23 protein-coding genes are annotated in these 25,483 nt (G+C 65.8%); 12 read left to right on the top strand and 11 right to left on the bottom strand.

The window, feature by feature from the left end; translation table 11 throughout:
• Nucleotides 1–79: 79 nt before the first annotated feature.
• Nucleotides 80–973, top strand: a complete 894-nt coding sequence (locus LQG66_RS10550; protein WP_231326160.1) for a LysR family transcriptional regulator — start codon at nt 80–82, stop codon at nt 971–973.
• 266 nt (nt 974–1,239) lie between these two features.
• On the top strand, nt 1,240–1,911 hold the full coding sequence (locus tag LQG66_RS10545) for a toll/interleukin-1 receptor domain-containing protein (protein ID WP_231326159.1): 672 nt from the start codon (nt 1,240–1,242) through the stop codon (nt 1,909–1,911).
• Between the two features lie 15 nt (nt 1,912–1,926).
• On the opposite strand, the gene LQG66_RS10540 is transcribed toward LQG66_RS10545, so the two are convergent.
• Complete coding sequence (locus LQG66_RS10540) at nt 1,927–2,448, bottom strand: isoprenylcysteine carboxyl methyltransferase family protein (RefSeq protein ID WP_231326158.1); 522 nt, start codon at nt 2,446–2,448, stop codon at nt 1,927–1,929.
• A gap of 1,165 nt (nt 2,449–3,613) precedes the next feature.
• On the opposite strand from LQG66_RS10540, the gene LQG66_RS10535 reads away from it, so the two are divergent.
• On the top strand, nt 3,614–4,453 hold the full coding sequence (locus LQG66_RS10535) for a sensor histidine kinase (RefSeq protein WP_231326157.1): 840 nt from the start codon (nt 3,614–3,616) through the stop codon (nt 4,451–4,453).
• Here the strand turns inward: LQG66_RS10535 and LQG66_RS10530 are convergent.
• On the bottom strand, nt 4,431–5,348 hold the full coding sequence (locus tag LQG66_RS10530; RefSeq protein ID WP_231326156.1) for a DMT family transporter: 918 nt from the start codon (nt 5,346–5,348) through the stop codon (nt 4,431–4,433). The genes LQG66_RS10535 and LQG66_RS10530 overlap by 23 nt on opposite strands.
• A 227-nt stretch (nt 5,349–5,575) precedes the next feature.
• On the opposite strand from LQG66_RS10530, the gene LQG66_RS37240 reads away from it, so the two are divergent.
• The gene (locus tag LQG66_RS37240; protein WP_256460610.1) at nt 5,576–5,710 is read left to right on the top strand and encodes a hypothetical protein; all 135 of its coding nucleotides are present in this window, start codon (nt 5,576–5,578) and stop codon (nt 5,708–5,710) included.
• A gap of 190 nt (nt 5,711–5,900) precedes the next feature.
• On the opposite strand, the gene LQG66_RS10525 is transcribed toward LQG66_RS37240, so the two are convergent.
• The 5 genes from LQG66_RS10525 to LQG66_RS10505 form a co-directional block, all read right to left on the bottom strand.
• Nucleotides 5,901–7,073, bottom strand: coding sequence for a M20 aminoacylase family protein (locus LQG66_RS10525; RefSeq protein ID WP_231326155.1), 1,173 nt, complete (start codon nt 7,071–7,073; stop codon nt 5,901–5,903).
• 207 nt (nt 7,074–7,280) lie between these two features.
• On the bottom strand, nt 7,281–7,493 hold the full coding sequence (locus LQG66_RS10520) for a zinc-ribbon domain-containing protein (RefSeq protein ID WP_231326154.1): 213 nt from the start codon (nt 7,491–7,493) through the stop codon (nt 7,281–7,283).
• Nucleotides 7,494–7,578: 85 nt separating this feature from the next.
• Nucleotides 7,579–9,324: a CYTH and CHAD domain-containing protein gene (locus LQG66_RS10515; RefSeq protein ID WP_231326153.1), complete on the bottom strand. Its 1,746-nt coding sequence runs from the start codon at nt 9,322–9,324 to the stop codon at nt 7,579–7,581.
• 250 nt (nt 9,325–9,574) lie between these two features.
• Entirely contained in the window at nt 9,575–10,516 is a 942-nt protein-coding gene (locus LQG66_RS10510) for an exopolysaccharide biosynthesis protein (RefSeq protein WP_231326152.1), read from the bottom strand.
• Nucleotides 10,517–10,547: 31 nt separating this feature from the next.
• Complete coding sequence (locus LQG66_RS10505) at nt 10,548–11,525, bottom strand: TerC family protein (RefSeq protein WP_231326151.1); 978 nt, start codon at nt 11,523–11,525, stop codon at nt 10,548–10,550.
• A 554-nt stretch (nt 11,526–12,079) separates the two neighbouring features.
• Here LQG66_RS10505 and LQG66_RS10500 point away from each other — a divergent pair.
• Nucleotides 12,080–13,033: a lipid kinase gene (locus tag LQG66_RS10500; protein WP_231326150.1), complete on the top strand. Its 954-nt coding sequence runs from the start codon at nt 12,080–12,082 to the stop codon at nt 13,031–13,033.
• 66 nt (nt 13,034–13,099) lie between these two features.
• Nucleotides 13,100–14,950: an ATP-dependent zinc metalloprotease FtsH gene (ftsH, locus tag LQG66_RS10495; protein ID WP_231326149.1), complete on the top strand. Its 1,851-nt coding sequence runs from the start codon at nt 13,100–13,102 to the stop codon at nt 14,948–14,950.
• 260 nt (nt 14,951–15,210) lie between these two features.
• Here ftsH and LQG66_RS10490 read toward each other — a convergent pair whose 3' ends face one another.
• Nucleotides 15,211–15,765: a cytochrome b gene (locus LQG66_RS10490; RefSeq protein ID WP_231326148.1), complete on the bottom strand. Its 555-nt coding sequence runs from the start codon at nt 15,763–15,765 to the stop codon at nt 15,211–15,213.
• 382 nt (nt 15,766–16,147) lie between these two features.
• Here LQG66_RS10490 and LQG66_RS10485 point away from each other — a divergent pair, with 382 nt between their 5' ends.
• A complete protein-coding gene (locus LQG66_RS10485) occupies nt 16,148–18,583 on the top strand; it encodes a DUF2235 domain-containing protein (protein ID WP_231326147.1) in 2,436 nt (811 codons plus the stop codon).
• A gap of 12 nt (nt 18,584–18,595) precedes the next feature.
• Here LQG66_RS10485 and purB read toward each other — a convergent pair whose 3' ends face one another.
• Nucleotides 18,596–19,906, bottom strand: coding sequence for an adenylosuccinate lyase (gene purB, locus LQG66_RS10480; protein ID WP_231326146.1), 1,311 nt, complete (start codon nt 19,904–19,906; stop codon nt 18,596–18,598).
• Between the two features lie 280 nt (nt 19,907–20,186).
• On the opposite strand from purB, the gene LQG66_RS10475 reads away from it, so the two are divergent.
• Both LQG66_RS10475 and LQG66_RS10470 read left to right on the top strand, forming a co-directional pair.
• Nucleotides 20,187–20,360: a hypothetical protein gene (locus tag LQG66_RS10475; RefSeq protein WP_231326145.1), complete on the top strand. Its 174-nt coding sequence runs from the start codon at nt 20,187–20,189 to the stop codon at nt 20,358–20,360.
• Nucleotides 20,357–20,953 (top strand): TetR/AcrR family transcriptional regulator, encoded by a 597-nt coding sequence (locus LQG66_RS10470; RefSeq protein ID WP_231326144.1) that lies wholly within the window; start codon nt 20,357–20,359, stop codon nt 20,951–20,953. The genes LQG66_RS10475 and LQG66_RS10470 overlap by 4 nt, the downstream gene beginning before the upstream one ends.
• A 190-nt stretch (nt 20,954–21,143) precedes the next feature.
• Here the strand turns inward: LQG66_RS10470 and LQG66_RS10465 are convergent, their stop codons facing one another.
• Nucleotides 21,144–21,791 (bottom strand): response regulator, encoded by a 648-nt coding sequence (locus LQG66_RS10465; protein ID WP_231326143.1) that lies wholly within the window; start codon nt 21,789–21,791, stop codon nt 21,144–21,146.
• A 17-nt stretch (nt 21,792–21,808) separates the two neighbouring features.
• Nucleotides 21,809–23,167, bottom strand: a complete 1,359-nt coding sequence (locus tag LQG66_RS10460; protein WP_345778956.1) for a sensor histidine kinase — start codon at nt 23,165–23,167, stop codon at nt 21,809–21,811.
• A 194-nt stretch (nt 23,168–23,361) separates the two neighbouring features.
• Here LQG66_RS10460 and LQG66_RS10455 point away from each other — a divergent pair, with 194 nt between their 5' ends.
• From LQG66_RS10455 to LQG66_RS10445, 3 genes are read left to right on the top strand one after another with little or no spacing between them, the layout of a single operon-like run.
• Entirely contained in the window at nt 23,362–24,141 is a 780-nt protein-coding gene (locus LQG66_RS10455) for a MotA/TolQ/ExbB proton channel family protein (protein WP_231326141.1), read from the top strand.
• Nucleotides 24,138–24,809, top strand: coding sequence for a hypothetical protein (locus tag LQG66_RS10450; protein WP_231326140.1), 672 nt, complete (start codon nt 24,138–24,140; stop codon nt 24,807–24,809). The genes LQG66_RS10455 and LQG66_RS10450 overlap by 4 nt, the downstream gene beginning before the upstream one ends.
• The gene (locus LQG66_RS10445; RefSeq protein ID WP_231326139.1) at nt 24,806–25,414 is read left to right on the top strand and encodes a hypothetical protein; all 609 of its coding nucleotides are present in this window, start codon (nt 24,806–24,808) and stop codon (nt 25,412–25,414) included. The genes LQG66_RS10450 and LQG66_RS10445 overlap by 4 nt, the downstream gene beginning before the upstream one ends.
• The last annotated feature ends 69 nt before the right edge of the window (nt 25,415–25,483 follow it).

The raw sequence follows: 25,483 nt of genomic DNA, 5'->3' as shown, positions 1-25,483 counted from the left end.
GTGCTATGGAAACGCGCGGTGATGACGATGCGCTTCGCACGGGCGACGCCCGCGATTGCAACTTCTGGGGGCCCGCTGCTTGATCGATAAGCTCGAATTGTTGCTGGCACTCGCCAAGGAGCGGCATTTCGGCCGCGCCGCCGAGACCTGCGGCGTCACCCAGCCGACCATGTCGACCAGCATCAAGCAGCTCGAGGAGATCCTCGGGGTGATGCTGGTGCAGCGCGGCTCGCGCTTCCAGGGGTTCACGCCCGAAGGCGAGCGCACGCTGGACTGGGCGCGCCGCATCGTCGGGGATTTCCGGGCGATGCGCCAGGAGATCAACGGCCTCAAGGACAAGCTGTCCGGGGAAATCCGGATCGCGGCGGTGCCGACCGTGCTCGGTATGGTCGCGTCGCTGACGACGCCGTTTCGCGCGCGTCATCCGGAGGTGCGTTTCCGCATCATGTCGTGCACGTCCGCCGACGTGCTCGGCCTGCTGGAAAACCTCGAAGTCGACGCCGGGCTGACCTACATCGAGAACGAGCCGATCGGCCGCGTCCGCACCATCCCGCTGTACAACGAAAGCTATCGGCTGCTGACCGCGCCGGATGCAATGTTCGGCGATCGCGAGCAGGTGACCTGGCAGGAGGTCGGGCAGGTGCCGCTGTGCCTGCTGACGCCGGACATGCAGAACCGCCGCATCATCGATCGCGCGCTGCGCGCCGCCGGGAACGAGGTCACGCCGACGCTCACGTCGAATTCCCTGCTCGTGCTCTACACCCATGTGAAGACGGGCCGCTGGGCCAGCGTGATGCCGGCCAAGCTTGCGGAGACGCTGGGGCTCGCCGACAAGGTGCGCTCGATTCCGATCAACGATCCCGTGATCAACTATCAGATCGGCCTCGTCATCCCGCAGCGCGACCCGATGACGCCGCTGATCGCGGCTCTCGTTCAAATCGCGCGCGAGGTCGCGCCGAGCCTGCAGGCGTAAAGGCCTTCACCTCGCGCTGGGTTACGTCTGATGGACTCGGCGCGCAAACGACCGGGCGGCCGTCCTCGACCTGTCCGAGGCAGGAAGCGCGCCTGAGACCGGACAGCCATCGATATTTGTTGCGGCCGTGCTTCACCGTCGTTTCGACCCCCGGTTTAGGGCGGTAGAGGCGGCGCTTGACCTGCACGTGGAGGGCGAGGCAAGCTCATCGTGCCTGACGTGCGGTCTGGAATCCAACTCCCGCGAGTGAAACAGGGAATTGAGCGATGATGCCGGTGCAGCGCGGTGCGAAGCGAACAGCCGTTCCTGACATTTTTCTCAGTCACTCGTCGCGAGACAAGAAGGCCGCCGTTCAACTCGCAAAGACGCTGAACTTCTGCTCACTCGACGTTTGGCTGGATGATTGGGAGATGGAAGTCGGCCAGAGCCTCACCGACGAAATCGCAAAGGCCATGGATGCCTCGCGTTACATCGCGATCCTCATCACCGAGAACTACAACAAGACGGTCTGGACCAAGACCGAGTACAAGAAGGCTCTCGCGCGGGAGCAGAAGGAAGGACGCACCGTGATGCTTCCGCTCATCGTGGGCGAGGCCGAGGTGCCCGATTTTCTGGAAGACAAGATCTATATCGACCTCCGCAAAGATTACTTCACGGGCATCGTCAATCTCGTCGCCATGGTGCGCGGGCTTTCTCGCTTCCGGGTATCGGAAGCCCTGGGCAGGCGCCAACCGGAGACCCTTGGTGACGTATGGGCTTTGCTGCAGTCGATCGGCTTTGAGCCCTACGTCGTTCTGGGGCGGGATGATTTCAAGGAGATACTCGACCACGGTGGTGACCTCATCAGGGAGGACTTCGCGGAATTCGACCCTTTCGCAATCATGAACAGTCCCAACGTCTCCGAGCACGTAAGGGAACTTGCCGCTCAACTGATCTGACGGCCTCCGGTCGACTCAATAAGCCGCAAACCTCTCCCGCATGACCTGCTCCTCCTGCCTGATGCGCAGGGTGAGCGGGATGGCATAGACGACCAGGCCGACCACCAGCGTGATGAAGGCGTGCAGGGTCAGCGCATAGCCGATCAGCTCGGGCAGGATGTTGAGGAAGTAGTTCGGGTGGCGGACCATGCGGAACAGGGGATGCGTCACCAACTGATGGTCGCGTGCGATCATCAGCTTGACCGTCCAGACGCGCCCGAGCAGCCGTGACACCACGAACAGCATGACTGCGCCGAACAGGTAGATGACGAACCCGACGATGCCGATGGCGTCAAGCGGCGCATCGCGAACAAGGCCCTCGGCGGTCGCCGCGAGGTAGAAGGCGACATGCGCGATCGCCAGCCAGCGCGACACTGACGCGCCATATTCGGTGGCCCCCTCGGCGCGCAGCCGTTTCTCGTTGCGGATCGAGACGGCCAGCATGGCGAATCGATAGGCAAAGGCGGCAACGATGAAGACGATGATCACGCTCGGCACTCCAAATCTCGAAGCCGATTGCCTTAGTAGCTGATGCCTGGACACGTCAACATCCATTGCCGAGAGCAGGGCGCCGCGGCGGATGAACGGTCCCTCGTCATCGCGTTCGCAGTTGTCGTGATCCTGTCATCCGGATGTGCCGCGCGAAGATGCATCGCTTGCATCATCCATGCAGGAGAGTGTGCCTGATTTGCCCGGCGGGCATGATGGCCCGCTACGGACGCGCATCTGCGCGATTGCCGTGATCCGGATTGGTCTGCGCCGAAGCGTCGAATTCATGAGCGAATTCAAGGCGCGACTCGCTGTCCAGACGGTGTGTGAAAAATATTCTTGTTTTCAGAATTGTCGAAATCTGCTTCTCTCTTGGCCATCCCGCCTCATGCAAGGGGCGTTGCGCGCGATCGTCACGACACGCGGGGCGGGGAGCGATGGCCGCGAGGTGCCGCAGCGTAGCTTGCTACGCGGACGAAGGGCATGGCGCGGACGTGAAGTCGCAGCGGCCTGACACCCCGATGCTGGTGTCCCGCGCGACGTGCCTCGGCGCGTCGTCGCGAATGGTGGCCAACAAGCCGGCGCACCAGGGCGACTGCGTATAAGCGTGAGACCATTGCGCGGGGAAGGCCGGGGGATCTCGGCCGTACCTGTGGTTCCTACCCCGTGCTTTTTATTCGCACGGGGGCCATGGGAGCGGCGAGCTCCCGGCCTTCCCCGCGCCCTCTCGATTTTCGGAAGGGACATGGTCTCGGCAGGACTCGGACGCTTCGCGTCGCGAGAACGCGACACCATGTCCGATGCTGTTTGACATGTGGATCCGCGCTAGCTCACCGATGATCGCGCCTCGAGTGGCCAAGGATGCGTACGCTTTGGCATGCAGCATCGTAGGCCGCTCGACGGAGCGGCGTACTGCGGGGAACCGATGTTCACGTCGAGGAAGACCAGTTCCGTGGAACGAGAAACGCAACGCGCGGAACGCACTTACATCAAAAAAGTTCCAAAACTTTTTCGCTACGCGGCGCAGTTCCACCAGCTTGTTCCGGTTCGCGCACGGCGATACATGTTGCGTTCGGGGTCGAACGTGCACGTGGGTCGGAGTCTTTCAGATTGGATCGTCCGGAGCAGACCGTGGTCGGCGACCACGTTCCTGCTGACTGGGCTCGTTGTTGCCATGTCGACCGCTGGTCGCATCGCGCTCGATCTCGCCGGCGCAACCCTGCCTTATGCGACTTTCTTCCCCTCCGTGTTGCTTGCGGCGTTGTTTGGCGGCGTTCCGGCTGCCGTCTTTGCAGCGTGGCTGTCGGCTGCCGTGGTGCTCGTCGGGTTCACCGACCGTCCGGGACAGACGGAGGCTGTCAACCTCGTCGCATTCCTGGGCACATCGGCGCTGATCATATGGCTCGCAAATCTGTGCCGGGACGCGCTGCTGGAACTCAAGCGCAGCGAACATGGGCGCGAATTGCTGCTCGGAGAGCTGAGGCATCGCGTGCACAACCAGCTTGCGGTGTTTCAGGCGATCGTCCGCTCGAGCCTGTCCGGCGAGGACCGGACGAAGGGGGAGGCGATCGCGCTCAGGCTGGATGCCGTTGCCCGCGCCAACAGCCTCGCTTGGTCGGATCATCGCGTCATGACGTTGCGTGTGCTGCTCGAAGCCGAGTTGGCGCCGTATCGCGCATCGGGGGCGGTGGAGGTCGAAGGGCCGGATGTGCAATTGGGCCCGGAGGCCGTCCGCAATCTCGCTCTGGTGTTCCACGAACTCGCGACCAACGCCGTCAAATACGGTGCGCTTCGCGGCGATGGCGGGCGAGTGGACGTCCAGCTCGCCCATGAAAGCAGCCGCAGCCTCGTGACTTGGCGCGAGCAGGGCCCACACGCGATCGCGGCGCCGCAGGGCGAAGGTTTCGGCACGCGCATGATCCGCGCGAGTCTTGCGGCCATCGGCGGCAGCATCGAGCAGGACTATCACGACGAGGGGCTGGTGTGCCGCATCAGGTTCGAGGCGGATGCATGATGGCGCGGTGCGCTGGCGCCGGCAACGCCATGGCGATGACGCCCGCCACCACGCAGGCAAGTCCGGCCCAGGCGGTGGGCGACAGCCGCTCGCCGAGCAGCAGCACACCGATGCCGACGCCGATCGGCACGCGCAGATAGGACTGCGCGGTCGCGCCGAGCGAACCGAGCGTCTGCACCAGGCGGAAATAGATCACCATGGCCAGCGCCGTCGAGATCGTTGCGAGCGCCAGCAGCGCCGCCAGCGAAGCCGCCGACGGGGTCAATGTCCAGGGCCGGTCGACGACGAGCGCGACCGGACCGAGAAGCGCTGCGCCCGACAACAGCGAGCCTGCCGCCGGCAGCATCGGATCGAGACCCTTGAAGCCGCGACCCGTGATCGCCGCGCCCGCATAGCAGATGGTGGCCGCGACGATGGCGAGCTGGGCGAGCAGGCCATTGCCCAATCCGTCGAGCGCCTGCGGGCCGACGATGAGACAGGTGCCGAGCAGTCCGGCCACGACCCCGAACAGCTTCCGCGAGGTCAGCGGCTCATGGCGCGTCACCAGAGCGGTGAGAAGGAAGACAAAGATGGGCGAGGTCGAATTGAGAATGGTCGCGAGCCCCGCATCCGTCATCTGCTCGGCCCAGGCGATCAGGGTGAAGGGGACGACGCTGTTGAGGCAGGCCTGCACGAGGAACTTCCGCCAGGTGGCGCGGTCTGCCGGCCAGCCGAGGCGGCGGCCGTGGATGATGACGGCGAGCACGGCGCCGGCGATCAGGGTGCGCGCAGCGATGAAGGTCAGCGGCGGGATCGTCGCCACGCCGAGTTTGATGAAGCTGTAGGAGGCGCCCCACAGCGTGGAGAGCAACAGCAGAAGCGCAAGCTCGGTCGCGAGCGGGGATTTCTCGGTCATGGTGAAGCCCGGTGGCGGGAAGGGGTCTCACCCTCTAGCCCCGGATCCGCCCGTAACGCTTCGATCAGGGACGAACTGTCTGCGCAACGAACCCGAGCCGAGCCCCTCGCGCCGGGGACCGCGGCCGCCCCACCGCGTGGGAGTTCCATGTCCGACCGCGTGCGGCATGGCTCCAATGTGAAACGGTCGCATCATGGCGGCGTATTTGTGCAATGGACCGACGCGACATGATGCTGCTGGCCGCAGTGCTGCTGATTTCCACCGTCATGACCTGGCTTGGCACGGAATATGTGCTCAACTACGTCGTGATCCCCCTGATCGACGACGACCGGCTGCCGGCGCCCGGCCGGTTCGCGCCGTGATGCCCTGGACGCGCGGCACGGTTCCCGTTGTTTGGCCGTCGCCCGGAGCCGAGGCCGGCTTGAAAGCCGGTGGTCGAGCGCGTGTTTTGCGTTCGGTGAGGTCCGCGAGGGCGTTCCACCACGCGGTCGGGGAGCGACGTCATTCCGGACGACGCCCGCGTCGATCCGGAATGACGTAGCAGAGGCGCAACTAATTCGCCGGCATGCTCTTCTCGGCCAGCTTCACCCAGTACGACGCGCCGGCGCTGAGGATGTTGTCGTTGAAGCGATAGCCGGGGTGGTGGCATTCGTTGCCCGGGCCCATGCCGAGGAAGACGAACGCGCCGGGTCGCGCTTCCAGCATGAAGGCGAAGTCCTCGCCGCCCATCAACGGAATGGCGCGGTCGTTGACGCGCTCATTGCCTGCGACCTCGCGGGCGACGTCGGCGGCGAACGCGGCCTGGGCGGCGTGGTTCATCGTCACCGGGTATTTGCGCTCGTAGATCGCTTCCGCCGAGCCGCCATAGGCGCGCGCGGTGGCCTCGCAGACTTCGACGATGCGCTTCTCGACGAGATCGCGGATCTCGGGATCGAGCGTGCGCACGGTGCCGAGCATCTCGACCGTCTCGGGGATCACGTTGAAGGTGGTGCCGCCATGGATCGCGCAGATCGAGATCACCGCCGACTTCAGCGGATCGACGTTGCGCGCGACGATCGACTGCAGCGCGTTGACGATTTGCGATGCGATCAGGATGCTGTCGATCGCCCTGTGCGGGCCGGCGCCGCCATGGCCGCCCTTGCCGGTGACCTTGATGTGGATCGCATCGGCCGAGGCCAGCATCGCGCCCGGCGAGATCTCGAAATGGCCTTCGGGAACGCCGGGCATGTTGTGCATGCCGTAGACCTCCTGGATGCCCCAGCGCGTCATCAGGCCGTCGTCGACCATCGCCTTGCCGCCGGCGCCGCCTTCCTCGGCCGGCTGGAAGATGACGATCACGGTGCCGTCGAAATTGCGGGTCTCGGCGAGATACTTTGCGGCGCCGAGCAGCATCGCCGTGTGGCCGTCATGGCCGCAGGCATGCATGAGGCCGGGCGTCTTGGAGGCATAGGGGACGCCCGAGGTCTCCTCGATCGGCAGCGCGTCCATGTCGGCGCGCAGGCCGATGGTCCTTCCGGACGCCGATTTGCGGCCACGGATCACGCCGACCACGCCGGTGCGGCCGATACCGGTCACGACCTCGTCGCAGCCGAACGCGCGCAGCTTGTCGGCAACGATGCCGGCGGTGCGATGCACCTCGTAGAGCAGTTCGGGATGTTCGTGGAAGTCGTGGCGCCAGGCGGCCATTTCGTCGGAAAGCGCGGCGATGCTGTTGATGACGGGCATGTGGGACAAACGACTCGCTAGGTGGATTGGAGACGCTGCGGCAGCTGCAGCCGGACCGGCCGCACCTTCACCGCGCGGTGGTGCGACTATGACCCGCTCCAAAAGACGAGGCAAGTTGCGGCCCGCCATGGGGCCATGCAGGGATGTGCGGCCAAGCCGCGCGCGGCGAGACGTTCCGTAAAACGGAACGCAGGAGATCTGGTCGTCTCAGGCGGGGGAGGGAGGCGCCGGCACGCGCGGATATTTGTGCTCGGGCGGCACCTCCAGGCGGAAGGCCCGCAGCTTCGGCTCGTCCCACGCCGACAATGGCGTGCCGCAGACGCCGCAGTCGAACCGACCGGCAGCGCCCACCGCGGACGTCGACTCCGCGATCTCGTAGGCGGCACGGCAATGCGGACACGTCACGCTGGATATCTTCATAAGACCTCCCTGACACACATCATGACCGGGCGTCTTGAACCAGATCAATGCGGCGCAAGAACCGACCTCGTCGGCACCCCGGTCGTCACGCCTCCTCGGGCGACCACGGCGTCGGCGCCTTCGTGAACTCGCGCCATGCCTCGCGCAACGGGCTCTCGACGCCAGCCATCGCATGCGCCTGCCAGCCGGTGATCGCGGCCGCAGCGATCGCCGCGTCGGTCGAGGTGGTGTCGAGCGTCTCGATCACGCCGGCGGTGACGGCCATGTCATTGTAGTGGCCGAGCCGCTCCTGCAGGCCGGCGAGCGTCCTGGCATATTTCTTCGCCGGCTTGCTCGCACCGTAGAGCGGCAGCAGGAAGTCGATGCTGTAGCGTAGTTTCTTCAGCGCGAGCCGCAGCCGGTGGCGGCGCTCGGCGGGAAGCTTCTTGAAGCCGCGGCCACGCTTGATCGCCTTCTGATGCCGCTCCGACAAAACGTGTCCGGCAAAATCGATCGCGGGCTCGGCAAGGCGTCTGAGGTCGTCGGGAGAGACGTCGTTGCGCCAGCCCCGGGTCGCGATCCATCCGCCGAGCCCCAACACGAACGAGGCGCAGCGGCGCTCGGCCAGCGCGATGCGCAGCTTGCGGTAGGCGAGATCGCGCCGCCGCTCCGCGAGCGCGCTCAGCGCGTCGAAACCGGCGACCGTCGTGCAGGCGCAGGCGATCTCCGGCAGCGTCTCGGTCAGGAACACGTCGAGGTCGCGCGCCGCCGAGAGGTTCTGCGCCAGCCAGCGCGCATCGGCCGCGAGCCCGTCGAGCGTGCTCGAACGTCCGACCGGTTGCATCAGGTGCAGCGCGGCGCGCAGGCGGCGCAGCGCCACCCGCAACTGATGCACGCCTTCGGGATTGCGGCCGTCCTCGGCCGCCGGCATCGCCTGCAGCAGATGATGCAGGCTGCTTTGCAGGATGATGGCGAAAGCTTCGTCGAGCGACACGGCCGGATCGAGACGCGGCTTGCGCGGCTTCTCTGCGCCGGGCGCCGCACCTGCGACGAGATCGAAGCCGCGGGCGGACTTGCTGCGGATGGAGGGCCGCACCGAGCCGTGCTCGGCAAGGCGCAGCGCAATCTCGTAGATGGTCGCGGGATTGCCGCTCTTGAGCTCCAGCTCGATCTCGCTCACGATCTCATTGTGCTCGCCGGCCTTGATGACACCGCTGTCGAACGCGATCTCGACCGTCGCGCTCGGCAGGTCGAGCAGGCGCGCGTGGCGATGGACGTCGGTGGTGAACACCGCCTCCAGCCTGTGGGCTTCGAGGTCGGCGCGAAGCTCCTCGGGAAGCAGCGCAGCCGCCAGCGCCGGATCGGGCGCGAGCGAGGCGACGCTCGCCTCCCATTCACCGCGCTTGAGCGGATCGTCGCTGTGCTGCGCCTTCACGGTTTGCACGAAACGCGAGCCGCTCTGGCGTACCCGCAGCGTGAAGCCGTTCTTCCACAGCGTGCGCTTCGGCGTGTCGTAGTAGACGGATGTCAGATGCTTGCGGGCACCCTTGTTGCGCGCATGCGCGGTCACCACCGGCGCGTTGTTGAAGCCGGCGAGCTGGTCGGGATCGACCAGGAGCTTCAGCTCGATCTCGTGGCCCGTGCCGGCGACCGGATCGGGCAAGAACGGCGCCAGGACATCAGTGCTCGCTGCCGCTGCGTCACCTTTTGCGACCATCTCCTCGCTGAGATGCTGCGCCGCGAGGGTGTTGGCGGTATCGCTTTGATCGCTGCTCGCGAAATCACCTTTGGCCGGCGTTTCGACGGCACGGTCGCTACCGTGGATCGACGCGGTTGCGTTCGAATCGGGCATGTGTCGATTCTGTAACCGTTTAGTGACAGTCATGTTCCGTATAGTCGCCGCCGGCGAAAAGGGACAGTGGCATTTCTCGCAGGCGGCTGACGGTGCTCGGCACGCCCAGGCTCATGGGTCGCATTTTTTGTTGCTGCTTCAATGACAAATGCTCGCCACGGAGGTCGAGGGGCGCTCACGAAAATATGTTCGCTGCCCCGGTGCGCCGCAACGCGCCCTCACTGAGGTCTGGCCCGCCACCTGCGGAACTTCAGATCGAGCCTGTCAGCATGAAGCGCGTCGCGATGAAGATCGCGGTGGCGGCCGTCGCGATGCTCGCGGCTGCCACGAGGCCGCGGCCCGCCAAGGCGCGCGAGCGCTCGCGCGGAGGCTCGGCCGGATCGACCGCCGCGCGGCGGCCCTGCCGATGGCGTATGGCTTGAATCCAGAAGGTGAGGGCGGTGATGCCGGCCGCGGTCGCAAACGTTGTCGCAACGCCGGCGGCAAAGCCGAGATCGACGCCGACGCTCTCCAGCATGGCGCGCAATTGCACGGCGAGGCCTGCCAGCAGCGTGGCGGCGTAATCTGCCGCGGCCGCGCCGGTGTAGAGCAGAACGGCCGTCCACACGACCGCGGCCATCGCGATCAGCAGCGCCACCAGCACGGCAAGGCCGTCGCAGGCCATGAAGCCGATCGAGGCGGCGATCAGCGCCAGCGCCGGCATCACGTTGCCCATCGGAATCGGGAGGATGATGGTGACGGCCATCAGCAGCAGCGGCAGTGCCAGCAGCATTCGCGCGCGGCGGCCGGTCAGCCAGGCCAGGCGGTCCTCGCGCAGGCCGCGCTCGGCAAAGCCGGCCCAGTCGAGCCCGGCGCGGATCACCTTGCGCAGCAGCCGCTGCGGCACCGGCCGCCGGCGCAGCGTCTCCGGCAGCCAAAGCCGTTCGGCGCCGAACAGGATCTGCAGTGCGACTATGGCAACCAGCGTGCCGAACACCATGCCGAACGGGCCCGGCAGCGGGATCAGCGCCGGCAGCGTCAGCAGCAGCAGGGTGAGGCCCAGACCCTCCGACTCCAGGCCGTCGAACAGTTCGCCGACGGAAGGCTCGTCCGATCGAACGGTGCGCGCGATGGCGATCAGACGCCGGCTGATCGGCCCATTGTGACGGCGTGGCGCCGACGACATCTCCTCGTTGGATACGACATCGTTCATTGCGACGCTCGACCTTGCTTGCTTGAGTTTGTCACTCGGCCTGCTCGACCGCAGGCCGGGTCTTCCACAACGAATAGGCAATGCCGGCGCCGAGCAGACCGAAGGTGATGCCGAGCGAGAGCGCCGGCGGAAACTTCTCGAGCCCGAGCAGATCGGCAAGGAAGATCTTCGAGCCGATGAAGATCATCACGGCGGCCAGCGCCAGCTTGAGATACTGGAAGCGGTCGACCATCGCGGCCAGCGCGAAATAGAGGGCGCGCAGACCCAGGATCGCGAAGATGTTCGAGGTGTAGACCACGAACGGATCGGTCGAGATCGCGAAGATCGCGGGCACGGAGTCGACGGCGAAGATGACGTCGGCGAACTCGATCAGGATCAGCGCCAGGAACAGCGGCGTCATGAACCAGACCAGCCTGCCGCTCGCGTCCTTCTGCCGCACGAAGAAGCGCTCATCGTGCAGGCGATCGGTGACGTCGAAGCGGCGGCGCACCCAGGCCAGCGCCGGGTTCGAGCCGACGTCGTGCGGCTTGTCCTTGAATACCAGCATCTTGATGCCGGTCGCCACCAGGAACAGCGCGAACACGTAGAGCACCCAGCTTGCCTGTGCGACGATGGCAGCGCCGAGGCCGATCATGATGGCGCGCAGCACGATGACGCCGACGATGCCCCAGAACAGCACGCGGTGCTGATAGGCGCGCGGAATCGAGAAGTAGCTGAAGATCATCGCGATGACGAAGACGTTGTCCATCGCCAACGCCTTCTCGATCGTGAACGCGGTGAGATAGGCCGTGCCGGCTTCGCCGCCCAGCTGCCACCACACCAAGCCGCCGAAGGCGAGGCCGAGCATGATGTAGACGGCGCTCATGACCAGGCTCTCCCGCACCGAGATCTCGCGCGTCTTGCGATGGACGACACCGAGATCGAACACGAGCAGGGCAAGCACGATGGCGATAAAGGCGAGCCACATCCAGACGGGTTTGCCGGCAAACGCGATGAGCAGGAATTCCACGACGGGTCCTCTTAAGCCGGTGTGATTGATGTCGTCAGGTCCGACATCGTGAGAGCACCAGCAGCTTCACCAGAGGGGCCCGGACCAAGGGATACGCTGCGGAAATATGCGCGGGCCGGCCTGGTTTCAAGAGCCGGCTCGTGAGAGTCCACGTTCAGCAAGATGAATGACGAGGTGCGACAGAGTGTCTGCTGTCTTGCAGCCGCGTGACCGCGAACTAATTCGAAAGGACCGGAGATCCCGGCCCCTCTGATCGTCTGCAAGGCTATGATGTCGGACTCTCGTTCGTGACAGATACCGGTGACGGTGTGTCGCTCTTCGGAGCGCTCCAGGGAGTTCGATGAGATGCGGCCACACGCGTCGCTTGTGACGATTGACCTTTACGAATTCGGTTTCGAGCTTCTCCATTCCAGCCGCTTTCCCGACGTCGTTCAGCGGTCCCCGGATCAACGGTCCGGTGACGACGATCGTGATGGAACCCGGAGGCCACATCGGAACTTTGTAAGCAACTCGCGCCTCAGTGCGCGCTGGCATACTGTGTACGGGAGCATGTCGTGACCGCGGGGGACGATCAGGTATCGATCGCGAAGGCACGTCCATCGCGGCCGGAAGTTGCGACGCGCCGGCTCTTGATGATCATCAACCGCGGCAGTCGCTCCGGCGGCGCGGCCGCGGGTATTGCCGTGTCGCGGCTGAGCGCCGCGGGCTATGATCTCGTGATCTCCGCGCCGCATAGTCCGCGCGAGGTGGCGCCGTGGATCGAAGCCCATGCCGATGATGCGGAAGCGGTCGTCGTTGCCGGGGGAGACGGCAGCCTGAATGCGGCTGCGCCTGCGCTGGTGAGAACCGGCCTGCCGCTCGGCATCATTCCAGCCGGCACCGCCAATGATCTTGCGCGCACGCTCGGCCTGCCCGAGGACATGGAGGCGGCAGCGGATGTGATTGCGGCGGGCCATCGCCGCCAGATCGATCTCGGCGAGGTCAACGGTCATCCATTCTTCAACGTGGCCAGCCTCGGTCTCAGCGCCGACCTCGCCCGCCAGCTGACGAAGGAGACCAAGCGGCGGTTCGGGCGGCTCGGTTATGCGATCACGGCGCTCAAGGTGCTGGTCAACGCGCGACCGTTCCGCGCCATGATCGTGTCGTCGGACGGCGCGGTGCGTGTGAAGACCTTGCAGATCGCGGTGGGCAACGGCCGCTACTACGGCGGCGGGATGGCCGTCGATCACCGCGCGGAGATCGATGATTCCCATCTCGATCTCTATTCGCTCGAGATCGGTCGGGTCTGGAAGCTGCTGGCGATGGCCTATGATTTCCGCAAGGGCCGCCACGGCCTGTGGCAAGAAGTGCGGGCCTCGCGCGACACATCGTTCGAGATCCGGACGCGGCGTCCGCGCCCGATCAATGCCGATGGCGAGCTCGTCACCTTCACGCCGGCGCGCTTCGGCGTCCGGCCGCGCGCGGTCTCCGTGTTTGTCCCCAAAGCCGCAGGGCAGGACCGTACCTGACGCGAAGCCGCTTGATCTGCAGTTTGCGGCTACTCGTTTTCGATTGATCGCCAAGTTGAGAGCACCATGACCAAGCAGACCCGCTTCAATCTCTGGTACGCGCTGATTGCGATCTTCGTCGCGATGATGGTCCACAATGCCTGGACCAGCTATCGCCAGGTCGCCGCCATTCCCTACAGCCAGTTCCAGGATCTCCTGGCCGCCGGCAAGGTCAAGGAGGTCGGCGTCTCCGAGAACTACCTGGAAGGCACCTTGAAGGAGCCGCTGCCCGGCGGCCAGACCCGCTTCGCGACGACGCGCGTCGATCAGGAATTCGCCAAGGAGCTCGGCAAGGCCAATGTCACGTTCACCGGACGTGTCGAGAGCAACATCCTCGGCGACATCCTCTCGCTGGTGATGCCGATCGCGCTGTTCTTCGGCGTCTGGTTCTGGCTGTCGCGCCGAATGATGGGCGGCGGCGGTCTCGGCGGCGGCTTGATGCAGATCGGCAAGAGCAAGGCCAAGGTCTATGTCGAATCCAATACGGGGGTCCGGTTCGAGGACGTGGCCGGTGTCGACGAGGCCAAGGACGAGCTGCGCGAGATCGTCTCTTTCCTGAAGGACCCGAAATCCTATGGCCGGCTCGGCGGCCGCATGCCGAAGGGCGTGCTGCTGGTCGGCCCGCCCGGCACCGGCAAGACGCTGCTCGCCAAGGCCGTCGCAGGCGAGGCCGGCGTGCCGTTCTTCTCGATCTCGGGCTCCGAATTCGTCGAGATGTTCGTCGGCGTCGGTGCGGCGCGGGTGCGCGACCTGTTCGAGCAGGCCCGCGCCAAGGCGCCTGCCATCATCTTCATCGACGAGCTCGATGCGCTCGGCCGTGCCCGCGGCATGGGCCCGTTCGCCGGTGGCCATGACGAGAAGGAGCAGACGCTGAACCAGCTGCTGGTTGAGCTCGACGGCTTCGACTCCTCGACCGGCTTGGTGCTGCTGGCGGCGACCAACCGGCCGGAGATCCTCGATCCGGCGCTGCTGCGCGCCGGGCGCTTCGACCGCCAGGTGCTGGTCGACCGTCCCGACAAGCCGGGCCGCATCCAGATCCTGCAGGTGCATCTGAAGAAGGCGAAGCTCGGCGCCGACGTCGATCCCGAGAAGGTCGCGGCGCTGACGCCGGGCTTCACCGGTGCCGATCTGGCCAATCTCGTCAACGAGGCGACCTTGCTGGCGACCCGGCGCGGCGCCGATGAGGTCACGCTCGCCGACTTCAACAACGCGATCGAGCGCATCGTGGCTGGTCTCGAGAAGCGCAACCGGCTGCTCAATCCCCGGGAGCGCGAGATCGTCGCCTATCACGAGATGGGCCATGCAATCGTCGCGATGAGCCTGCCGGGCACCGATCCCGTGCACAAGGTGTCGATCATTCCGCGCGGCGTCGGCGCGCTCGGCTACACCATCCAGCGTCCGACCGAGGACCGCTTCCTGATGACCCGCGAGGAGCTGGAGAACAAGATGGCCGTGCTGCTCGGCGGCCGCGCCGCGGAGCTCGTCGTCTACGGCCATCTGTCGACCGGTGCCGCCGACGATCTGCGCCGCGTCACCGACATCGCGCGCGCGATGGTGACGCGCTACGGCATGTCGGAGACATTGGGCTCGATCGCCTACGAGCGCGACAACCAGTCCTTCCTGGCGCCGGGCGCCTCGCGCAACGCCGATTATGGCGAGGCGTCGGGCGATGCGATCGACGCCGAGGTGCGCACGATCGTCACTGGTGCTTTGGAGCGCACCCGCAAGCTGCTGCAGGACAAGCGCGACGTGCTGGAGCGTGCCGCGCGCCGGCTGCTGGTCAAGGAGACGCTCGACGAGAGCGAGCTCGTCTCACTGATGAAGCAGGACCAGCGCGCCGGCGATCTGGTGGCCGCCGCCCAGCCGATGTCGGCGTAGCAACGCTGAACTCATCCCAGCGGCGCGAGACAATCGAAAGATGAGCTGCGGTGCCCATGAATGCGCCCTCTCCCCTTGCGGGAGAGGGCATGTAGGACCGGGCGGCAGGCTCGGTCGGGTGAGGGGTATGTCGCCACGCGCGGTGTTTGCGGAGAGATACCCCTCACCCAACCGAGTGCATGGATGGGCCTGAGATGCCCTCTCCCGCAAGGGGAGAGGGCACTGTATCGCACAGCGCAACGCCGGCTGGCGACTGAATGTCAGCGGCGGTCCACCCGCCGCGGCCACATCCGGGCCAGCGTCTCGTCCTTCTTGATGAACTCGTGCCAGAGCGTGGCTGCAACGTGCAGACCGACCACGAGATAGACCAGATAGGCCAGCGTATCGTGCGTGATCTCGCCGGCATGGGCGATCGCCTTGTCGCCGGCGAACAGGCGCGGCCAGCTGAAGGTCCAGAAATAGCGCAGCGAGTAGCCGCCGGCCGACGAGAACATGTAGCCCGTCACCGGCATGATCAGCAGCAGGGCATAGAGCGCCCAATGATTGAGCTGCGACAGCGCGCGGACGATCGCGCCGAATGCTGCAGGGGCGGGCGGCGCGGTCGTCCGCCCGCGCACGATCAGGCGGAGAATCGCCAGCAGAAACAGCGTCACGCCGAGCGATTTGTGAATCTCCAGCAGCTCGCGCCGCGGCGACGTGCCTGCCGGCTGCAGGCCGCAATAGAGCCCGATCAGCATGGCTGCAATGAACAGCAGCGCCGTTGCCCAATGGATCCGTCGCAGCAGAGGATCATAGGTCGCCAGTGTCTCCGGCATGTCGGTTTCTCGTCAGTGGTGGAGCAGGGCGACCTGCATAGGCGGTCGTCCGGTCGGTGTCGAAGGATCAGAGGTCGACGATGAGATGTCGGACAACCGCATGCAGGTGTCTGCTGATCATTTTCGAGTGATTCATCCGTGCCGCCCTCTCGGTCACGCCTACGGTGATCCTCGTGGGCGCTGACGCGGCCTGCGGAGCCCGCGACATGCTGCGCCAGTTCGATGTCCGGGATCATCGCATAGACGCGACGATGTTGCCTTGCGGATGATGTGCGGTGCTGCGAACTGAGCGGGTTTCCTGGGCGCTCGCGCAAAGATTGCGCCTTGATTTTCCTGCAATTGCAGACCAAGCTTTCGCCCGGCATTCTGGTCGGGGGGCCTCATGTCCAACACTGCTCCAAAGAACATCGTGCTGTTGTCGGACGGGACCGGCAACAGCGCCAAGGCCGTGTTCAAGACCAATGTGTGGCGCCTGTTCCAGCTGCTGGACCTGCGCGATCCGCGCCGGCAGATCGCCTTCTACGACGACGGCGTCGGCACCTCGTCCTTCAAGCTGTTCGCAGCGCTCGGCGGCATCTTCGGCTTCGGCCTGATGCGCAACGTCATTGCGATCTACAGCTTCTGCTGCCGCAACTACAAGGCGGGCGACCGCATCTACTGCTTCGGCTTCAGCCGCGGAGCCTTCACGATCCGCATCGTGGCGGCGATGATCGCGGGGCAGGGGCTCGTCGCCTACAATAACAATGAAGCGGACCTCGCGCGCTTCGCCGCAGACGCCTATCGCCGCTACAGGCGGCGCTACAACACCGGAATTCTCAGATATCTCGGCAAGATCGGACTGGACCTGCGTGGATGGCGCGACCGGGGGATCAAGCTGCTGCGCAGACTGCAGGGCGTCGCGCCGGAGGCACCGCCGGCGGTCGGGGTGGAGAGCGTCCACTTCGTCGGCATCTGGGACACGGTCGATGCCTATGGCGGGCCGATCGAGGAGATGACCCGCGCCATCGACTATTGGATCTGGCCGCTGTCGATGCCGGACCAGTTCATGAGCGCCAAGATCCATCGCGCCTGCCATGCGCTGGCGATCGAGGAGGAGCGCGACGCCTTCCGCCCGGTGATCTGGGACGAGCGTTACGTGTGGGGACGGGACGAGGCTGTTCCAGGCCGCAGTGACAAGAAGGATTGGCTGTTCGACATCGACCATGATCCGCGCAGCGAGGCCGCGAAGCTCGCCGAGCCGGCGCCGCATCTGCGCACCGATCTGCCGCCGCGCGATCGCGAGCGCATCAGCCAGGTGTGGTTCACCGGCGTGCATTCCGACATCGGCGGCGGCTATCCGCGGGACGGCCTGTCCTATGTGACGCTCGACTGGATGCTCGATCGCGCCAAGGCCTATGGCCTCGTCTATCTCGATGACCGGCGCAGGGTGCTCTACGATCCCGAGATCGATCCGCTCGATATGCTCAACGATTCGCGCAAGGGACTCGCGGCCTATTACCGCTACAAGCCGCGCAATCTGCGCGAGATCTATGACGCGCCGCCTTACAAACTATCGCTCTGGTACGATGTTAGTCGCATCAAGTGGCTGCTTCATTCGCCGTTCAAGGCACAGACCGGGCTTCTCGCGGACGATCTGCATCCGAGCCTGCCGCAGCCACCTTTGCCGCCGGTGAAGCCGACCATTCACCGCACCGTCTTCGAGCGTATCCGGTCAGGCCCCGATCATTACGCGCCTGTGGTCGTGCCTGCCACCTACCGCGTCACGGACGAGACCGATACCCCGGTCGATGCGCCGCATCCGCTCGATCGCGGGCATGCGCGGACGCGGGTGCAGGACGATGTCTGGAACTGGGTGTGGTTGCGTCGCGTGGTCTATTTCGCCACGATGTTCGCGCTGTTGTTCGTCGCGGCAATCCCGTTGTTCGTCATCTATTGGCCGCGCTTCCTCTATGTCCCCCTGCGCGTGGTGGGCGATCCGGTGGTCAACGCAGCCGCTGCGTTCCTGCCAAAGTTTCTCGATCCCTGGTTCGTGGCGTTTCGGGATTCGCCCGGCTTCCTGCTGATCGGAGCGGCCGTGGCGCTCGGCTTGACGTCGTGGGGCACCTCACTGCAGCGAACGATCCGCGACGCCGCACGTATCGCCTGGAACGATCCATCCCGGCACAAGCCGGTGACGGGCTGGCGCGCGACGGTCTATTCGCTGCGGCGCCGCGGCTGGTACATCGCCGGCTTCTACGTGCTCAAATCCTGGATCTTCCCAACCGCCATCATGTTCTGGCTGTTCTGGTGGCTGGCCTTCGGCACGGCCAACACGGCTGGTCTGTTCTGCAAGGCAACGCTGAGGCCAACCGAGGTCAACGAGACAGAAATCGGCGCATACCATGGTGGAAGCATCCGGCCAATGTTCGAGACACGGCACCATTGCTATCCGACAGCGCTCAGCGTGGCGCAGGACGAGACGTATCGGATTACGCTCGATGTCGGAGAGGGATGGAGCGACGGCGGCATCCCTGCGACCCCGGCCGGCTTTGGTTACGGCACCTGGACGCAACTGCCGGGCGTGCCGTTCAAGCGGCTGATCTGGTCGAACTGGTTCGCGCCCATCGTGCGGGTGGGCAGCACGGGATTGGAGGAGCATCTCCCCATCTTCCGACCGGAAGCACCCGGCAGTAGCCGCTGGACGGCCGAGTTCACCGCACGCAGCGATGGGGAGGTGTTCGTCTACGTCAACGACACCTCCATCCTGTTTCCTTGGTTGTTGTATCGATTCTATTTCAACAACAAAGGTAATGCGGCCGTTTCTTTGAAGAAGCTGTAGCGGCGCGCGCCGTCACGCCGCATTGCCGAACACGCGCCTGAATATCGTGTCGACGTGCTTCAAGTGGTAGCCGAGGTCGAACTGCTCGTCGATCTCTGCGTCGGTGAGATATTTCTTCACCTCGGCGTCGGCCTTGAGCAGGGTCCGGAAGTCGCCTTCGCCGCGCCACACCGGCATCGCGTTGCGCTGCACGAGCTTGTAGGACTCCTCGCGGCTCGCGCCCTTCTGCGTCAGCGCGATCAGCACGCGCTGCGAATGCACCAGGCCGCCGAGCCGATCGAGGTTCTTTTCCATGTTGGCGGGATAGACCAGCAGCTTCTCGACCAGGCCGGCGAGGCGCACCAGCGCGAAGTCGAGCGTCACGGTGGCGTCGGGGCCGATCATGCGCTCGACCGACGAGTGGGAAATGTCGCGCTCGTGCCAGAGCACGACGTTCTCCATTGCCGGCGTCACATAGGCGCGCACCATGCGGGCGAGGCCGGTGAGATTCTCCGACAGCACCGGGTTGCGCTTGTGCGGCATTGCCGACGAGCCCTTCTGGCCCTCGGAGAAGAACTCCTCGGCTTCCAGCACCTCGGTGCGCTGCAGATGGCGAACTTCGGTGGCGAAGCGCTCCACGGACGAGGCGATGACGCCGAGGGTTGCAAAGAACATCGCGTGACGGTCGCGCGGAATGACCTGCGTCGAGATCGGCTCGGGGCTGAGGCCCATCGCCTTGGCGACGTGCTCCTCCACGCGCGGATCGATCTGCGCGAAGGTGCCGACCGCCCCCGAGATGGCGCAGGTCGCGACTTCCTTGCGCGCCGCGATCAGGCGCTCGCGGGCACGCGAGAACTCGGCATAGGCGTAGGCGAGCTTGAGGCCGAACGTGACCGGCTCGGCATGGATGCCGTGCGAGCGGCCGATCGTCGGGGTCATCTTGTGCTCGAGGGCGCGCGTCTTCAGCGCGGCGAGCACGCGGTCGAGATCGGCCAGCAGCAGGTCGGCGGCACGGGTGAGCTGGACGTTGAGGCAGGTGTCGAGCACGTCCGACGAGGTCATGCCCTGGTGCACGAAGCGCGCCTCGGGCCCGACGATCTCGGCGAGGTGGGTCAGGAAGGCGATGACGTCGTGCTTGGTCTCGCGCTCGATCTCGTCGATGCGGGCGACGTCGAAGGTGGCGTCCTTGGCCTTGGTCCAGATGGTCTTGGCGGCATCCTTCGGGATCACGCCGAGCTCGGCCAGCGCGTCCGCTGCATGCGCCTCGATCTCGAACCAGATCTTGAACCGGGTCTGCGGCTCCCAGATCGAGGCCATTTCGGGACGGCTATAGCGGGGGATCATCGACGGCGCTCCAAGGCGGGAGGGAAGGCGGGCGGGACCAAGCGTCCGCGCCAGCATTTTACGCCGCGCTTTACCAGAGCGGCCGGATCGACACAAACGGGGCGCTCTTCGTTCGACCGGCGCAAGGTCGGCGGATTATAATACCATTTTTAAAAATCTCGCTGACAGATATTGAAATCTGTCAGTACGATGGTGTATATGGATCGTGCCACCGTGCTTAAGACCAACTTACACTGCCTGACCATGGGTTCAGCGGTTTCAACTGCGAAGGACCGCTTCGATGAAGATTGAAAAGCGATTGTTGCACTCACAATTCCAGGACTGGCTGAATCTCCAGGTCGCGCGTCACCTGGAGGCGCAGGCCGCCAAGTTTCGCGTCTCGTCGTCCGTCGACGGGGCGGAGACGATCCAGATCAAGGCGCACACGTCCGACGCCGATATGGTGCACGCATGAATGAGGCCGTGGTTCTGACATCCGAGCGCATCCTCGAAGTTACCGAGGATGTGTTGCGCCGTTACGGGCTCGCCAAAGCGACGGTCGTCGACGTCGCGAGAGCGCTCGATGTCAGCCACGGCTCCGTCTATCGTCACTTTCCGAGCAAGGCGTCGCTGCGCGAAGCCGTCGCGAGACGCTGGCTCGAGCGGGTCAGCGCGCCCTTGAAGCAGATTGCGGCCGAGCCGGGACCGGCGCCCGCGAAGCTGGAACGCTGGCTGCGCGAGCTGTTCGGCGCCAAGCAGAAACGGGTCTGTGAAGATCCCGAGATGTTCGCGACCTATTTGACGCTCGCGCGCGAGGCGTGCTCGGTGGTCAAGGCGCACAAGCAGGACCTGATCGCCCAGGTCGAAGGCATCATCGCCGAGGGCGTCGCGCAGGGCACGTTCGATGTCACCGATCCCAAGACCGCGGCCGCCGCGATCTTCGACGCTACCAGAAGCTTTCATCATCCCGCCCATGCCGAGGAGTGGGCCGATTGCACCTGCTCGGCCCGGGTCGACGCCGTTTTGACCCTGCTGCTGCGTGGCCTCGCCGCGTCGGAGCGGCGCTGAAGGACGCAGTGTCCGGAGCCCGTAGGGTGGGCAAAGGCGCATGGCACGACATCAGCTTGGGCCGAGATCGCGCGCGCCGTGCCCACCGTCGATCAGCGAACTCATCAGCAAGATAGTGGGCACGGCGCCATTGCGATCTCGCATGTGGCGACAGCACCGCAGCGCCTTTGCCCACGCTACGCGATCCGTTCTACAGATCCGTCAGCCCGCTGGTGACGGCGAGCCGCACCAATTGTGCGTCGGTCTGCAATCCCGTCTTGGCCTTCACCAGATAATGATAGTTCTGGACCGTCTTGACGCTGAGATGGAGGTTCTCCGCGATCTGCTCGGTGGTCAGGCCCGAGGCGAGCTGGCGCAGGATCTCGATCTCGCGCTCGCCGAGCCGGTCCAGCACGGTCTGCTGGGGATCGAGGCTGTCGGCGGCCAGCACATGGGCGACGTCGTCGCTGAGTGCGCGTTCGCCACGCACCACCATGCGGATGGCGCGGACCAGCGCCGCGGGCTCGCTGCTCTTGGTGACGAAGCCGCTCGCGCCGGCCGCGAAGGCGGCCTTCACCAGCGGCGCCTCGCCATGCATCGAGAATACGAGGATGCAGGCGCGAGCATCGCGGGCGCGGATGTTGCGGATCGCCTCCAGCCCGCTGGCGCCCTTCATCGAGATGTCGAGCACGACGACATCGGGCGCATGGGCCTTGAAGGCGGCGTAGGCCGCCGCCGCGCTGTCCGCTTCGGCGATCACCCGGAACCCCTCCTGGCTCTCCAGCACGCGGCGATAGCCTTGCCGGACCACCGGGTGGTCGTCGACCAGGAGAATCGAGATCCCTGAGCTGTCGGCCATCGCGGTTCGGCGTCCCGTCAGGCCGCGAGGGGAATGGTCGCGGTGACGCTGAGCCCGCGCGCGGCCGGCCCGATCGACAGCGAGCCGCCGACCGCGGCGATGCGTTCGCGGATGCCGGTCAGGCCGAGGCCGGTCGACTGCGCGAGCAGCGTCGCGTCGCCGCCGCCGTCATCCTCGATCGAGATCAGCAGCGCGCTGTCGGGACCGTAACGGCGCTCGACGCGCAGCGACACCTCGCTCGCATCCGTGTGCCGCAGCGCATTGGTCAGGCATTCCTGCGCCATGCGATAGGCCGTGACCGCGACCGGGCCCTGGATGTCGGCGAGGTCGCCCTGCAGGTCGAGCCGGATCGCGGGCCGTGCCGCGTGCTGGCAATTCTCCGTCAGCGCGATCAGGCCGGCCGCGAGCCCCAGCTCTTCGGTGAGCGGGCGGCGCAGCCGGCTGAGCGTGCCGCGCAGGCACGCCATCAGATGGCTGACCGACTGCGTGATCATGCGGGCATCCTGCGCCACCTGATCGTTGCGGCGTGCGCCGGCGCTCTCGATCGTCGAGGCAAAGGCGAGGATCGCGGTCAGGTTCTGGCCGAACTCGTCGTGCAGCTCGCGGGCGAGCGCGCGCCGCTCCTCGTCGCGAATGTCGAGCAGGCGCTCGGTCAGGGCCGCGCGCTGCTCGTTCGACTGCGCCAGCCGGTCGCCGAGCTCGCCGACCGCGCGGCCGATCATCGCGAGCTCCATCGAGCGGAAGCGCGGCAGCGCCGGGCGGTGATCGCCTTCGGCCATCCGCTGCAGCGCGGAGACGATGCTGCGCGCCGGCGCCAGCGCATGGGCAATCGCGAGCGAAGCCAGCACGCCAATCGCGATCGCCATCGCCAGCGCCACGCCAAAGCTGTCCTGGATGCGCTGCCAGGCGAGCTGGATCGCCGCATCGGGATCAGCGATCGCCGACACGGTCCCGGCAGTCGTGGCGCGGGCGCTGATCGGCTGCGCGACCGCGGCATGGTCGCCGAGCACCGTTTCGACCAACCCCGAGAACCAGCGCGGCGGCGCCGCTCCAAGACCCTTGTTCTGGCCGCACAGGGGCTTTTCGAAGGCGGCCTCGGGTTTGAACCGCACGCAGATGCCCGGCGCGATCAGCTTCATCGTCTCGGTCGTCCGCCAGTCGGGCAGCGGCACGAGGTGGTCGCGCGATCTGTTGCTGCGCAACAGCAGCTCGCGCCAATACAGCGCCTCCAGCGCCTGCGAAACGCGGTCGGCCGACGTCGCGGTGGCGCGATCGACGCTGCGATAGGCGTCGACGGTAACCCATACGGCTGCGGCCGCCAGACACAGCAGCACGATCAGCGCGAGGCGCGCGATGAGCTGGAGCACGAGGCGCATGCGATCATCTCCGAAGGCTGTTGCCGCAGCGTAACAACGCGCCGGTGCGCCGCCAAGCAAATGCACTGCAGCAAGCGCAGATCGGGCAATTTTCCCGAAGCCTTCGAGGCAGATGTCTTTGGACGCGGTTCCGCGGCTCTGCTTAACTTCGCGGACCGGCTCGCCAGCATGGCGCGCCCATCGGGAGTTCATGCATGAGCGCAGTCAGCAGTGCTGAAGTGGTGGAACCTGCGCGCGAGAGCGCCGAGCGCGGGCCGCTGCTGCTCTGGATGATCTTCACGGGCCTGACGGTGTTCGCCGCCGTGGTGTTGTGGCGTTACGGCTACTTCCACCTGATGGTCGCCTCCGACCGCACCTACATTTCGAGCATCGTCGCCGTGCTCTACGTGATGACATGCGGCCATTGCTTCTGGCGCACCAGGGCGATCGCGCGCGAGGCCGATGCCGCCCGGCGCTGCCGCGCCGTCCTGATCGGACCGGATGCCGCGCGCGCGCTCGATCCCGATGCGCAACTGCTGCCCGCAGGGCTCGTGACCAACCACATCAGGAACCTCGTCACCAAGGCGCGGACACAAGGGCAGGGGCGCATCGACCAGACGCTGCTGCTGCGCACCTTGGCCGACCGCCTGCGCGGCTCCAACGGCTTCGGCAGCTTCGCCTCGGATACGCTGATGAAGCTCGGCCTGCTCGGCACCATCATCGGCTTCATCATCATGCTGGCGCCGATCGCGGGTCTCGACGTCAACGACAAGCTGGCGATGAAATCGTCGATGGGGCTGATGAGCGACGGCATGGCGGTGGCGATGTACACCACGCTCGCCGGCCTCGTCGGCTCGATCCTGGTGCGCATCCAGTACTACATGCTGGACGGGGCGACGGGACGCGTGTTCTCGGATGCGGTCATGCTGACGGAGACGCGGGTGACGCCGCGCCTCGAGCGCGCGATGGCGCGCGCTCCGGAGCAGACGGCATGATGGACGATTTCGGGCTCTATCCGCGCGAGGAGCAGTTCGACCCGTTCAGCGTGATGCTGTTCAAGGCGCTGCAGATCGTCGCGTTCTTCTTCTTCATCGCGGTGCTCGCGATCTCGCCGGACGCCAAGGACGGCAAGGTGGACTCCAAGGCCGAGTTCCTGATCACGATGGACTGGCCGGACAACCATCCCGACGATCTCGACCTGTTCGTGCAGGACCCCGTCGGCAACATCGCCTGGTACCGGCATCGCGAGGCCGGTTTCCTGACGCTCGACCGCGACGATCGCGGCGGCGCCAACGACTTCATCCTGGTCAACGGCCTGAAGATCCCGTCGCCGATCCGCGAGGAGATCGTGACCGTGCGCGGCATCGTGGCCGGTGAGTACACCGTCAACATCTCGCATTTCCAGAACGTCAGCGGCCAGCCGGTCGAGGCCAAGGTGAAGGTGCAGAAGCTGAACCCGACCGCGCAGGTGATCTTCGACGACAAGGTCGTGCTCGATCATTCCGGCGACGAGAAGACGGCGCTGCGCTTCAAGCTCGACGCCGAAGGCAAGGTGGTCGACGTGCAGCGGCGGCCGAAATCGCTGCTCGAGACGTTCCGCAGCACCTCGCGCAACGGCGCCGACCTCGATCCCAAGACCGGCGTCAGGACGATCAGGCGATGACGAGCAATCTGCAGACCGTCATCGTCATCATGTCCGTGTGCTACGCGCTGATCGGCGCGCTGCTCTTGCTGGTGCTGGTCTATGCGCGGCTGCCATGGCAAGCCAAGGCGGTGGCCGTCATCGTCACCAGCGCGTTCTATGTCGGCAGCTTCGTCGGCGCCCGCGGCCTGCTCGGCTGGGCCAGCGTCGACCGCCTGCCGAAGAGCTTCAAGGTCCTGCAGGTGCGGATCGTCGATCCGCACACCGTCGATGGCGATCCCGGCGCGGTCTATCTCTGGGTCGAGACGCTCGACGACGACAACAGGCCGAGCGGCGTGCCGCGCGCCTATCGCATTCCCTTTAGCGACAAGCTCGCCGAGAAGGCCCAGCACGCCGCCGACCAGATCGCCGCCGGTCATCCGCAAGGCGGCCGCGCCGCCGATTTCGGCACCGGCGACGGCGGCGTCATCGACGCCGCCCGCGAATACATTCTCCCGAAGACCATCATCGAAACCGCCGGCGGCGATCCTTCCAGCGGCGAATTCAAGGCCGCCAAGAACGCCGGCGACGGCGTCTCCTTCACCCCGCTGCTGCCGCCGCGCATGCCGCCGAAGGACGAGCAGTAGGGGGGCTGCAGCCATATCCTTCCCCACGAAGCGAGGGGCGAGATGAGCAAAGCTCGCTTGGGTGGATCG

Source organism: Bradyrhizobium ontarionense, from assembly GCF_021088345.1.
In the GTDB taxonomy this organism is placed as follows: Bacteria; Pseudomonadota; Alphaproteobacteria; order Rhizobiales; family Xanthobacteraceae; genus Bradyrhizobium; species Bradyrhizobium ontarionense.
Note: the sequence above shows the minus strand (reverse complement) of the source record. Positions and strands in the feature narration are given on the sequence as shown.

Excerpts from the sequence above, each read along its gene's own strand:
- ftsH (WP_231326149.1), top strand. The coding sequence starts at position 13,100 with ATGACCAAGCAGACCCGCTTCAATCTCTGGTACGCGCTGATTGCGATC.
- purB (WP_231326146.1), bottom strand. The coding sequence starts at position 19,906 with ATGATCCCCCGCTATAGCCGTCCCGAAATGGCCTCGATCTGGGAGCCG.
- LQG66_RS10465 (WP_231326143.1), bottom strand. The coding sequence starts at position 21,791 with ATGGCCGACAGCTCAGGGATCTCGATTCTCCTGGTCGACGACCACCCG.
- LQG66_RS10545 (WP_231326159.1), top strand. The coding sequence starts at position 1,240 with ATGATGCCGGTGCAGCGCGGTGCGAAGCGAACAGCCGTTCCTGACATT.
- LQG66_RS10445 (WP_231326139.1), top strand. The coding sequence starts at position 24,806 with ATGACGAGCAATCTGCAGACCGTCATCGTCATCATGTCCGTGTGCTAC.
- LQG66_RS10470 (WP_231326144.1), top strand. The coding sequence starts at position 20,357 with ATGAATGAGGCCGTGGTTCTGACATCCGAGCGCATCCTCGAAGTTACC.
- LQG66_RS10530 (WP_231326156.1), bottom strand. The coding sequence starts at position 5,348 with ATGACCGAGAAATCCCCGCTCGCGACCGAGCTTGCGCTTCTGCTGTTG.
- LQG66_RS10450 (WP_231326140.1), top strand. The coding sequence starts at position 24,138 with ATGATGGACGATTTCGGGCTCTATCCGCGCGAGGAGCAGTTCGACCCG.
- LQG66_RS10525 (WP_231326155.1), bottom strand. The coding sequence starts at position 7,073 with ATGCCCGTCATCAACAGCATCGCCGCGCTTTCCGACGAAATGGCCGCC.
- LQG66_RS10485 (WP_231326147.1), top strand. The coding sequence starts at position 16,148 with ATGTCCAACACTGCTCCAAAGAACATCGTGCTGTTGTCGGACGGGACC.
- LQG66_RS10490 (WP_231326148.1), bottom strand. The coding sequence starts at position 15,765 with ATGCCGGAGACACTGGCGACCTATGATCCTCTGCTGCGACGGATCCAT.
- LQG66_RS10455 (WP_231326141.1), top strand. The coding sequence starts at position 23,362 with ATGAGCGCAGTCAGCAGTGCTGAAGTGGTGGAACCTGCGCGCGAGAGC.
- LQG66_RS10535 (WP_231326157.1), top strand. The coding sequence starts at position 3,614 with ATGTCGACCGCTGGTCGCATCGCGCTCGATCTCGCCGGCGCAACCCTG.
- LQG66_RS10515 (WP_231326153.1), bottom strand. The coding sequence starts at position 9,324 with ATGCCCGATTCGAACGCAACCGCGTCGATCCACGGTAGCGACCGTGCC.
- LQG66_RS10520 (WP_231326154.1), bottom strand. The coding sequence starts at position 7,493 with ATGAAGATATCCAGCGTGACGTGTCCGCATTGCCGTGCCGCCTACGAG.
- LQG66_RS10475 (WP_231326145.1), top strand. The coding sequence starts at position 20,187 with ATGAAGATTGAAAAGCGATTGTTGCACTCACAATTCCAGGACTGGCTG.
- LQG66_RS10510 (WP_231326152.1), bottom strand. The coding sequence starts at position 10,516 with ATGAACGATGTCGTATCCAACGAGGAGATGTCGTCGGCGCCACGCCGT.
- LQG66_RS10460 (WP_345778956.1), bottom strand. The coding sequence starts at position 23,167 with ATGCGCCTCGTGCTCCAGCTCATCGCGCGCCTCGCGCTGATCGTGCTG.
- LQG66_RS37240 (WP_256460610.1), top strand. The coding sequence starts at position 5,576 with ATGATGCTGCTGGCCGCAGTGCTGCTGATTTCCACCGTCATGACCTGG.